Raw genomic sequence first — 10,756 nt, 5'->3', positions numbered from 1 at the left:
GTCCGTGCTTCGTAAATTCTCGGGACGTCCGGCCGTTACCATCGCCGCTGTAATGGTCGCCCTCTCCGTGTCGGCTTGCGCCGGCAAGGCGAAAAGCCCACCCTGGCCTATGAAGAGCGTCCGGTGGAGCTTCTGTACGCCACGGGGGCCAATCGCCTGGGACCGCGGCAACTGGAACGAGGCCGTCGACTATTTCCGTGAGGTCGAGCGCCAGCATCCCTATTCGGAATGGTCGCGCCGCTCGATCCTGATGACCGGCTTCGCGCACTATCAGGCCAACAATTACAACGAGGCGATCTCCGACGCGCGATCGCTTCATCTCGCTCTATCCAGGCAATCCCTCGGCGTCCTACGCCTTCTATCTGAAGGCGATTTGCTATTTCGAACAGATCGTCGACGTCAATCGCGACAGGCCGCGACCGCAGCAGGCCGCTCAGCAGGCCCTTGGCCTCGCTGCGCGACGTGGTCCAGCGCTATCCCAATACCGAATACGCTCAGGACGCCCGGCTGAAGATCGACATGGTCAATGACCAGCTGGCCGGCAAGGAAATGGCCATCGGCCGCTACTACCTGCGCAACGGCCAGACCCTGGCCGCCGTCGGCCGGTTCCGCACCGCACCGTGAATCGATTCGCCCGCACGGCGCACCAGACCACCTCGCACACCCCCGAGGCTCTGTATCGCCTGGTCGAGGGCTACCTGACCCTGGGCCTGGTCGATGAAGCCGTCGCAACGGCGCCGTACTGGGCCATAACTTCCCGGGGATCGCTGGTACGGCGACGCCTACAAGCTGCTGACCGATTCGGGCCTCAGGCCCGCCGTCGAGCCGCTCAAGGCCGGCACCAAGAAGAACATCCTGGATCGGCTGATCAAGGACAAGGACGCCACCCTGGCCCGCCCGGCGAGGGCAGTCCAAGACGGGCGGCCTTCGCGGCGTCCTGGGCATGTGATTTCAACGGGCCGGTCCTTCAGGGACCGGCCCGCTTTCGTTGCGAAGCCCTTTGAAAACCCTGATTCCCGGCGATCCTGCGCACATGCTGATGCTGATCGCCTTCCATTCGCGACGTCGTGCTCATCGAGAGCCTGGACCTGGCCATCGGCTCGGGCCTCACGGCCCTGACCGGCGAGACCGGGGCGGGCAAGTCGATCATCCTCGACGCCTTGGGCCTGGCCACGGGCGCGGCGGCCGACGCCGGCCTGGTCCGCAGAGGAGCGACCGGTCACGCCTCGGCGACGGCGATCTTCGCCCTGGTGGCCGATCAACCCGGCCTTCGCCTATCTCGACGACAAGGGCCTGGACTACAGTCGTGACGAGGATCTGGTGCTTCGCCGCCAGCTATCGGCCGATGGCCGCAGCCGCGCCTTCGTCAATGACCAGGCCACCAGCGTCGGCGTCCTCAAGGACCTCGGCGCCCTGTTGCTGGAAGTCCATGGCCAGCACGAGACCGTCGGCCTGCTGGATCCACGCACCCATCGCGGACTGCTGGACGTGTTCGGTTCGGTCGCGCTGAGCGCGGTGGCCTCGGCGTGGAGCGGCTGGCGCGCCGCGCGGGAGGCGGCAGCCGCCTTGCGCGATCTGTCTCAGCGCGCCGCAGACGAGACCGAGGAACTGACCCTGCGCCTGTCGGAGCTGGATCGCCTCGATCCGCGCGAGGGCGAGGAGACGGCCCTGGCCGAGGAGCGGGCCCTGCTGGGTTCGGCCGAGAAGACCCTGGCCGATATCGCGACGGCGCGTGACGTGCTGGGCGGTGACGCCCTGTCCGGCAAGCTCGCCAGCGCCTACCGCGCCCTGGAGCGGGCGCGTGAACGGGCCGTCCAGGCCGGGGCGCCCGCCGAGGGACTGGCCATGACCCGGCTGATCGCCGCCTGCGAGGCGGTCGACCGCGCCCTGGTCGAGGCCCAGGAAGCGACGGCGGCCATCGACGCCGCCGCCGACAGTTTCGAATTCCAGCCCGACCAGTTGGACAAGACCGAGGAACGTCTGTTCGCCCTGAGGGCCATGGGCCGAAAGCTCAACATCGCCGTCGAGCTGCTGCCCGCCGCCCGCGCCGACTTCGCCAGCCGGCTACAGGCCATCGAAACCTCGAGCGAGGCCCTGCGCGCCGCCGAGGAAGAGGCGACCGCGGCCCGCGAAGCCTATCTCTTCGCCGCCAACGCCCTGACCGCCCAGCGTCGCGCCGCCGGCGACAGCCTGGCCCTGGCGGTCGAGGCCGAACTGGCGCCGCTGAAGCTGGAAAAGGCCCGGTTCCGGGTCGCCGTCGCTGAACTGGACGAGGATCGCGCCGGTCCCCTGGGCTTGGACAAGGTGTCCTTCGAGATCTCGACCAATCCGGGCGCGCCGTTCGGTCCGATGGAAGCCATCGCCTCGGGCGGCGAGCTGGCGCGTTTTGCCCTGGCCCTCAAGGCGGCCCTGGCCGGTCGCGGCGACGGCGCCCAGCCGCTGATGATCTTTGACGAGGTCGACCAGGGCGTCGGCGGCGCCGTGGCCGACGCCGTGGGGCTGAGGCTCAAGCGTCTGGCCGACAAGGCCCAGGTGCTGGTCGTCACCCATTCGGCCCAGGTGGCCGCCCGGGCCGACGCCCACTGGCGAATTTCCAAGGCGGGTGACGACACCTCGACCCGCACCCGCGTCGAGCCTCTTAGCCCCGCCCAGCGCGAGGAAGAGATCGCCCGGATGCTGTCGGGGGCCGAGGTCACCGAGGCCGCGCGGGCGGCGGCGCGGGCCCTGATCGGTTAGGCGAGGGCGGGATCAGGTACCGGCCTGGGCCGAGACCATGGCGGTGGGGCGCTCGCGGCGCGACCAGCCCTTGATCCAGACCTGAAGCGGCGCATCGACCAGCCGCTCGAACAGCCAGGCGAACACCACGCAGGCGGGCAGGGCCAGGGCCCAGGTCAGCCACATCAGGGTCGGGTCGAACCCGAACTTCGTCGCTGCGGCGCGCTGGGCCCCGAACCAGACGACAGCGACGAACTGGTTGGTGAGGAACAGCGAGAACGACAGGCGGCCCGCCGCGCCCGCCCAGCCCCAGCCCTTGGGGGCGGAGGCGCCGGCGGCGAAGATCAGCAGGCCCAGCAGGGCCAGGCTCAGATGATCGAAACGTCCCAGCATCTGAAGGGCCACCACGCTGACCACCGCGCCCACGGCCAGGCTGTCGGCCATCCTGTCGGGCACGCGAACCGACTCGCCGACTCGGGCGATCAGCAGGCCGACCATGAACAGGGGAATCCCACGCACCAGGCCATAGCGGAGCGGCAGCTGGTATCCGGGCACGCCGGTGACCGACAGGGCGGCGAGGTCGATCAGCAGATAGAGGCCGACACCGGCGGCGAGGGCGACCCAGGGCGAGCGCACCCTGGCGGCCAGGCGCCAGGCGGCGGGAAACAGGGCGTAGCAGACGACCAGGGCCGACAGGGTCCAGGTCGGCATGTTCCAGCCTGACGGCCCGGGGACGAACCAGGCCTGGACCAGGAAGACCTGCGGCAGAAGCTGGTCCCAGCGGAACCATTGCGGATTTTGCGGCGCCAGCCCGATCGCCGTGGCGGTCAGGATGAAGGCGACAAAGGCGAGCACCATGGCCAGGTGCGAGGGCCAGATGCGCAGGATTCGGCGCTTGAGGAAGGCGTTGAGGCCGATGTCGCCGGTCAGCACCCGCTGGCCATAGGTTCGCGCCAGGACATAGCCCGACAGCATCAGGAAGAAGTCGGTCGCCAGGTAGCCGCGGCTTAGGGCGGGATGCAGGCTGAAGAGGGGGATCGGGGCCCGTTCCGCCACGTGATAGATCACGATGAACAGGGCGGCCAGGAACCGCAGGACGTCGAGCGCTCCGTCGCGCGAAAGCGCGCGCCCGCCGCCCATGGATGTGCCGCTATTGAACATGACAAGCTCCTTCGTCCCGGAGGAGGCAAGGCGCGGGCCACGGCCGCCCCAGTCCGGCGGGCCGGGCGAGGTCCGTTCAGGGTCGGTCGCGATGGTCCGCTTGCCCGGACCCTGAGGCCGCGGCTCGAGCATGGTTAATGACGCGTTTAGGAATCAGCAGGCAAAGCCTTTGAAGGCCTAGACGAGGCTGCGGAGATTCTCGACATGAAGGCGCTTGGCCGGCTGACGATCGCGTGGAAGCTGGTGCTGGTCGCCGGGCTCGCCATTGGCCTGCTGCTGATCGCCGCGGCGGCGGCCGTATCTTCCCATACCAGCGGCATCGTCGCGGGTCTGAGCCATCGCTATGCCGAGGCGGTGATCGACGACGCCGTCCAGCAAGTGCAGGCCGAGGTCGCCTCCACCCAGGCCGCCGCTCAGGCCATGCAGGCGTCCATCGCCGCAGCTCACGAAGCGGGTCTGGTTGACCGCGACAAGTTCGTGGCCATGGTCCGCCCCAACGCCGTCGCCTCCAGCACGGTGATGGGCGCCTGGTTCATGGCCGAGCCGGACGCCCTCGATGGCAAGGATATCGAGCATCTCAACGACGCGGTTCTGGCGTCGAACAAGGATGGCCGCTTCTCGGTCTACTGGGTCAACAACAACGGCAATCCCGCGCTGGAGCTGGAAGCCGACGGCAGCGACTTCGCCGAAGCCTATTACACAGGCCCAGCCGTGTCCGGTCGCGCGACCCTTGTGGAGCCCTATTTCGAGACGATCGCCGGGGCCAAGGTCGCCATGACCTCAGTGGCCATTCCCGTGCGCTCGAGCGGCCGTCAAATCGGCGTGGCTGGCCTGGATATGTCGCTGACCAACCTTTCCAGCCGCCTTGGCGCGCTCAAGCCGCTCGGGGGCGGCCGGGTGATGCTGTTGTCGTCCAAGGGCGTATGGGTCGCCCACCCGGACAGCGCCTTGCGCATGACGGCTATGCCGACGCCGGCGCCGACAAGGTGACCGCCGTTCTGGCGGGCGAGGCCTCGGCCAAGATCGAGGGGGTCATGGCCGGCGACGTGGCCATGGAACGCATCGTGCGGCCCGTGGTCATGCCGGGCCTGAATGCGACCTGGGCGCTGGTGATGGACGTGCCCAACGCCGCCATTACCTGGCCGGCTGACAAGCTGGCCAGGATCCTGTTCATCGGCGGCCTGGGGATCACCGCGGCGGTGCTGCTGGCCTGTTCCTCGCCAGCGCCAGTCTCGTGCGCAAGCCGCTGGCCGGCCTGACCCGCTCGGTCGATGCGCTAAGCGCCGGCCACTATGATCAGGCCGTCCCTGGCGTAAAGGGGGGCGACGAGATCGCCGCCATCGCCCGGGCCCTTGACGGCTTCCGCCACGACCTCGCCCAGGGGCAACGCGACCGCGTCCAGCAGGAGGCCGAACGCGCCGTCGCCGAGGCCGAGCGCCGCCAGCACGCGCTGGAGGCCGAAGCCTATGGTCAGGCCCAGGCGGCCTCGGTCGCCGCCCTAGGCGAAGGCATGGAGAAGCTGGCCCAGGGGGATCTGATCTGGCGGATGGCCGAGGACGCATTTGCTGGCGAGGCGCGCAAGATGCCGCGCGATTTCAACGCCGCCGTCGAAAGCCTGCAGGAAACCATGGCCGGCATCCTGTCGGCCGCCCGCAGCATCCGCTCCGGCTGCGGCGAGATCAGCCTGGCGGCCGACGACCTGTCCCAACGCACCGAGCGTCAGGCCGCAGGCCTGGAACAAACCGCCGCCGCCCTCGACCAGATCACCGCCACGGTGCGTCGCAGTTCCGACGGAGCCGACCGTGCGCGACTGGTCACCGCCAGCACCAAGAACAACGCCGAGCGCAGCGGCCACATCGTACGTGAAGCGGTGGAGGCCATGGGCGGCATCGAGAAGTCGTCGCAGTCGATCACCCAGATCATCGGGGTGATCGACGAGATCGCCTTCCAGACCAACCTTCTGGCCCTCAATGCGGGAGTCGAGGCGGCGCGGGCCGGCGATGCTGGGCGGGGGTTCGCGGTCGTGGCGCAGGAGGTCCGGGCCCTGGCCCAGCGCAGCGCCGACGCGGCCAAGGAAATCAAGGCCCTGATTCGCACCTCGTCCGAGCAGGTCAGCAGGGGCGTTCGCCTGGTCGGCGAGACCGGACAGACCTTGGAGCAGATCCTGGGCCAGGTGGCCGAGATCAATGATCTGGTCGGCGAGATTGCAGCCTCGGCCAAGGAGCAGGCTTCTGGCCTGGCCGAAGTGAACGTGGCCGTCAACCAGATGGATCAGGTGACCCAGCAGAACGCCGCGATGGTCGAGCAGTCGACCGCCGCCAGTCATGCCCTGTCCAATGAGGCGGCCGAGCTGGAACGCCTGATCGGTCGCTTCCAGGTCGGGGCCCAGGTTCATGATCTGCGCGACCCGCCTCGTCGGGTTGCGCCCGCCGCGCCGCGCCGCGAGGCGTTCAGGGATCGCTATGTGCAGGGCTCCACGGCCTTGAAGATCGAGCCACGGTTCCGTCCGGGATACTGAGGGCGGCGCGGACCGTTTCCCTGCTGATACCCTCTCGCATTCGCCAAACCAGGCGCTATATCCCCGGCCATGGCTGAAGCATTCAACGAAAAGACCCTCAGCGCCGACAAGGCGCAACGCTATGCCGAGGCGGCTGACGAGATCGCCTCCGTGCTGGACGGCGAGCCCAACCTCACGGCGCGGATGGCGACGGTGGCCTCGATGCTGGCCGCCAGTTTCGATCACTATTTCTGGACAGGCTTCTACGTCGTCGATCCTACCCGCGAGCGCGAACTGGTCGTCGGGCCTTACCAGGGCACGCTGGGTTGCCTGCGCATCGCCTTCGGCCGTGGGGTTTGCGGCGCGGCGGCGGCGACGGGGCAGACCCAACGGGTCGACGATGTCCACGCCTTCCCGGGCCACATTGCCTGCGACAGCCGTTCGGCCAGCGAGATCGTCGTGCCGGTCTTTGATCGCGGCGGCGCTCTCATCGCGGTGTTCGACGTCGACTCCGACCGCCCGGCGGCTTTCGACGCCGTTGATCAGCAGGGGATTGAGGCGATTTTAAAGGCGGTCTTCGCCTGAGCCCTCGGGGTATTGTTCGGCCCTAAGCGACCAACTGCACTTTTCCCTAACTTCCGTTGCTTAGGGTAGTGCGTGATGTTGGATGTCGAGACCCTTCACCCGCTCAAACTCGAGACGGCGGATATCGCGCTTTGGCGGTCCATGGCCCAGGCCGAGCCGGCGTTCGCCAGTCCGTTGTTGGGGCCGGACTTCGCCCAGGCCGTCGGCCGGGTGCGAGGCGATACGCGCGTCGCGGTAATCCGCCGACGGGGCGAGGTCGTCGGCTTCCTGCCCTTCCACCGTCGCCCCGGAAGCATGGCCCGGGCGGTCGGGTCGCCGCTCTCCGACTATCAGGCCCTGGTTACTCGCCCGAATCCCGATCTCGCCATCGCCGCCGTGCTCCGGGCGGTGGATCTGGTCACCTTTCGCTACACCGGCCTGATCGACCCCTACGGCGTGTTCGCGAGCACTGACGCGCGATCCATGAGCAAGGACGGGTACGTCATCGCGCCCCAGGGCGACATCGCCGCCTATTTGGAATCTGTTCGCGTCGACAGTCCCAAGAAGATCAAGAATTACCGTCGTCTGGACCACAAGCTCGAGCGAGAAGTCGGGACCATCCGTCTGGTGGCTCATGATCCTTCACGCCTGGCCTTTGATCAACTGATCGCCTGGAAGCGCGAACAGCTTGGCCGCACCGGCGTGCATGACTTCCTGCGCCCGGACTGGACCCGCCAGCTGCTGATCGATCTCTTCGAACGCCAGACGGGCGATTTCCGGGGCCTGATGGTCAATCTCTATGTCGGCGACCAACTGGTGGCGGGGCATTTCGGGGTGCGGATGGGCGGCGTCTTCCATCCCTGGATCGCGTCGACCAATCCGGCCTTCAACGCCTGGTCGCCCGGGCAGATCTTCTTCCTGCGGGCGATCGCCGCCATGCCCGACCTGGGCTTGACCCACTACGATCTTGGACCCGGCCACGACCACTACAAGCGCGCCTATGGACTGAGCCGGGTCCAGGTCGATGACGGCGTGGCGATCGCGTCAGGCATGGCCGGCCGGGTCGCCAGTTCGGTCGAGACCGCCTGGGCCATGGCCGGCGCGCACGGCGCGGGACCGGTTGGTCGCCTTCGCCGGCGGATGGACAGCATCGCCAGCGTCGAGTTGACCCTGGGCGGTCGCATGCGCGGCATGGTCGAGGCGGTCGCGAGCCAGGCCCAGCGGCGGTCCAAAGCAGCCGTGGACGCCTGATGCCGCGCGTCACCATCATGATTCCAACCCAGAGGCGCATCGCGGGCCTCGGGGTGGCGGCGCGTTCACTGTTTCGCCAGGAGGGGGTTGCGTTCGGCGACCTTGAACTGGTGATCGTCGACAACGATCAGGTGGATTCCGCCCGCGCCGCGGCCGACGGGCTGGCGGCCGAGGCTCCGTTCCCGGTCCATTATGTGCACGAGCCGCGACCCGGCGTGGCCTATGCCCGCAACGCCGGCATGGCCCGGGCCGGCGGCGACCTGATCGCCTTCCTCGACGATGACGAAGAGGCGCCGGCTGAATGGCTGTCGGCCCTGCTGTCGGCTCAGGCGCGCTTCGACGCCGATGTGGTGTTCGGACCTGTCCGGGCCCGCGCTCCGGCCGCCGTGGTCGAGCATCGCGACTATCTGCAGCGGTTTTTCTCGCGGCTGGGTCCGGCTGAGGCGGGGGTCATCGACCACTATTACGGCTGCGGCGACAGCCTGCTGCGACGGGCGGCCCTGCCTGATCCCGTCGCGCCGTTCTCCATGCTGCGCAATGAGATCGGCGGCGAGGACGACATGCTGTTTGGCCAGATGCAGATCGCCGGCGCGCGGTTCGTCTGGGAGCCCGCGGCCTGGGTCTGGGAGGATCCGGTGGCCGATCGGCTGTCCCTGGACTACACGATCCGTCGCGCCTTCGCCTATGGCCAGGGCCCCTCGGCCCATTGCGCCGCCGCCAGCCCGCCCGACCGGCTGGGTATCGCCCGCTGGATGGCCGTCGGTCTGGTCCAGGCGGCGCTGTTCGGCGCGGTGGCGGCGGGCAAATGGCTGACCCGCGCCGCCGACCGGGCCGAATGGCTGGACCGCGCCGCACGCGGCCTGGGCAAGACCCTGTGGTGGGGGCCCTTCAAGATCCAGTTCTACGGCAGGACGGCATGAGCATCATCACCGACTGGACGGCGGAAAAGGCCACGGCCTTCGGCCAGGAGAACCTCGGCTTTCAGCACAACCTCCACGAACGGCCGATGTTCGACGATGAGGGGCTGGCGCGGCTGCTGGACCTCTATCCGCGCGACAAGCTGGGCGTCTTCACCATGGGCGAGGATCCCAAGGCCTGGACGACCTGGCGCAAGGGCGCGGCGGGAACGCTGTCGGGCGACCAACTGCTTGAGGCCGCCAAGGCCGGCCGCATCTGGCTAAACCTGCGCCAGACCAACGATCATGTGCCGGAATACGCCGCCCTCTGCGACGAGATCTTCGCCGAGAAGGAAGCCCGGGTTCCGGGCCTGCGCACCTTCAAGCGCGACCTGGGCATGCTGATCTCGTCGGCCAACGCCCAGGTCTTCTACCATCTCGACGTGCCGCTGGTTTCGCTGTGGCAGGTGAGGGGGCAGAAGAAGGTCTGGGTCTATCCGGTGGCCGATCCCTATGTCGGCGAACTGGCCCTGGAAAAGATCGTCCTGCGCGAGACCGCCGAGCAATTTGCCTTCGACCCGGCGTGGGACTCGGGCGCGGCGGTCTATGACCTGACGCCCGGGCGGATGGTCACCTGGCGGCAGAACGCCCCGCATCGCATCGAGAACGGGCCGATGCTGAACGTGTCGATCTCGATCGAGTTCATGACCCCGGCGGCCCTGCTGCGCGCCAATGTCATCTACGCCAACGGCGTGCTGCGCCGCCGACTGGGCGCCCGGCCGCGCGTGCAGGACGGCTTTGGTCCGACCGCCGTGGCCAAGCTGGCCGTGGCCAGGGGCGCCAAGGCCCTGGGCCTGCAGACGCCGCATGTGCGCCACCTGCCGGTCACCTTCGGCCTCGACGCCGCGCGCCCCGGGATGCTGGTGGAAGCGTGAACGGCGGATCTTAGCCTAGCGGGCGCGCGCGGGCTTGCCCCGGTCGAGACTTTGCCGCACAGGGTAACCGATGAGTCAGGCCGTCACGATTGAACTGGGCGGGGGCGGCGATCACGACGTTCGAGCCCTCCGTAATGCGTTTGGCTGCTTCACCACCGGGGTGACCGTCGTCACGACCTGCGCCGCGGACGGCCGGCGGGTCGGGCTTACGGCCAATTCCTTCACCTCGGTGTCGCTCGATCCGCCCCTTGCCTTGGTCTGCGTGGATCTCAAGTCCAGTAGCCTGCCGATGCTCGACGCCGCCGGCCTGTTCACGGTCAATGTGTTGCACGCCGATCATCAGGCCCTGGCCCGGCAATTCACGCGCAAGGAAGGCGATCGGTTCGAGGGGGTCGAGACCGAGACCTGGAGCACCGGCGCGCCGGTGCTGCCCGGATGCATGGCCAATTTCGAATGCGTCACCCACCAGGTCTTCGACGCTGGTGATCATCGCGTCTATGTCGGTCGGGTGGTGAAGCTGCGATACGATCCCGATCATGAACCCCTGGTCTATCTGCAGGGCCGGTTTCGTCGGGTTCACGTTGAGGATTAAGAAGGCATAAGTTTGCGCGATACGCTCCCGTTTACGGGTGCTATTCACGCGGAAAATTGCGTCAGGGAGCGCCATCATGCGTAACATCGCCCATTTCGTGAACGGTCAGACCTTCGAAGGCGCCTCGGGCCGCTTCGGTGACGTA

At 68.1% G+C, this 10,756-nt stretch carries 9 protein-coding genes and 2 pseudogenes; 10 read left to right on the top strand and 1 reads right to left on the bottom strand.

Annotated features, from left to right (window positions below):
• Positions 1-949 (top strand): annotated as a pseudogene (locus CSW58_RS15565) (outer membrane protein assembly factor BamD); the annotation flags it as partial.
• A gap of 106 nt (positions 950-1,055) precedes the next feature.
• Positions 1,056-2,736 (top strand): annotated as a pseudogene (gene recN, locus CSW58_RS01220) (DNA repair protein RecN).
• Positions 2,737-2,748: 12 nt separating this feature from the next.
• Here the strand turns inward: recN and CSW58_RS01215 are convergent.
• A complete protein-coding gene (locus tag CSW58_RS01215) occupies positions 2,749-3,876 on the bottom strand; it encodes an acyltransferase (protein WP_099445989.1) in 1,128 nt (375 codons plus the stop codon).
• A 204-nt stretch (positions 3,877-4,080) separates the two neighbouring features.
• Here CSW58_RS01215 and CSW58_RS14595 point away from each other — a divergent pair, with 204 nt between their 5' ends.
• From CSW58_RS14595 to CSW58_RS01185, 8 genes are all read left to right on the top strand, one after another.
• On the top strand, positions 4,081-4,866 hold the full coding sequence (locus CSW58_RS14595; RefSeq protein WP_143755040.1) for a hypothetical protein: 786 nt from the start codon (positions 4,081-4,083) through the stop codon (positions 4,864-4,866).
• A complete protein-coding gene (locus CSW58_RS14590; protein ID WP_236627577.1) occupies positions 4,863-5,135 on the top strand; it encodes a hypothetical protein in 273 nt (90 codons plus the stop codon). Before CSW58_RS14595 ends, CSW58_RS14590 begins: the two co-directional genes overlap by 4 nt.
• Complete coding sequence (locus CSW58_RS14585) at positions 5,111-6,394, top strand: HAMP domain-containing methyl-accepting chemotaxis protein (RefSeq protein WP_236627576.1); 1,284 nt, start codon at positions 5,111-5,113, stop codon at positions 6,392-6,394. The genes CSW58_RS14590 and CSW58_RS14585 overlap by 25 nt, the downstream gene beginning before the upstream one ends.
• Before the next feature lie 69 nt (positions 6,395-6,463).
• The gene (locus CSW58_RS01205) at positions 6,464-6,958 is read left to right on the top strand and encodes a GAF domain-containing protein (RefSeq protein ID WP_099445988.1); all 495 of its coding nucleotides are present in this window, start codon (positions 6,464-6,466) and stop codon (positions 6,956-6,958) included.
• Positions 6,959-7,033: 75 nt separating this feature from the next.
• Positions 7,034-8,188, top strand: a complete 1,155-nt coding sequence (locus CSW58_RS01200) for a GNAT family N-acetyltransferase (protein WP_099445987.1) — start codon at positions 7,034-7,036, stop codon at positions 8,186-8,188.
• Positions 8,188-9,108 carry a glycosyltransferase family 2 protein gene (locus CSW58_RS01195; protein WP_099445986.1) on the top strand — a complete coding sequence of 307 codons (921 nt, stop codon included), beginning with the start codon at positions 8,188-8,190 and terminating at the stop codon, positions 9,106-9,108. Before CSW58_RS01200 ends, CSW58_RS01195 begins: the two co-directional genes overlap by 1 nt.
• Entirely contained in the window at positions 8,994-10,019 is a 1,026-nt protein-coding gene (locus tag CSW58_RS01190; RefSeq protein WP_143755037.1) for a hypothetical protein, read from the top strand. Before CSW58_RS01195 ends, CSW58_RS01190 begins: the two co-directional genes overlap by 115 nt.
• 70 nt (positions 10,020-10,089) lie before the next feature.
• On the top strand, positions 10,090-10,611 hold the full coding sequence (locus CSW58_RS01185) for a flavin reductase family protein (protein WP_099445984.1): 522 nt from the start codon (positions 10,090-10,092) through the stop codon (positions 10,609-10,611).
• Positions 10,612-10,756 lie beyond the last annotated feature (145 nt).

It is taken from the genome of Caulobacter sp. B11 (assembly GCF_002737765.1).
In the GTDB taxonomy this organism is placed as follows: domain Bacteria; phylum Pseudomonadota; class Alphaproteobacteria; order Caulobacterales; family Caulobacteraceae; genus Caulobacter.
The sequence above is the reverse complement of the archived record's forward strand: the minus strand, read 5'-3'. Positions and strand labels throughout refer to the sequence as shown.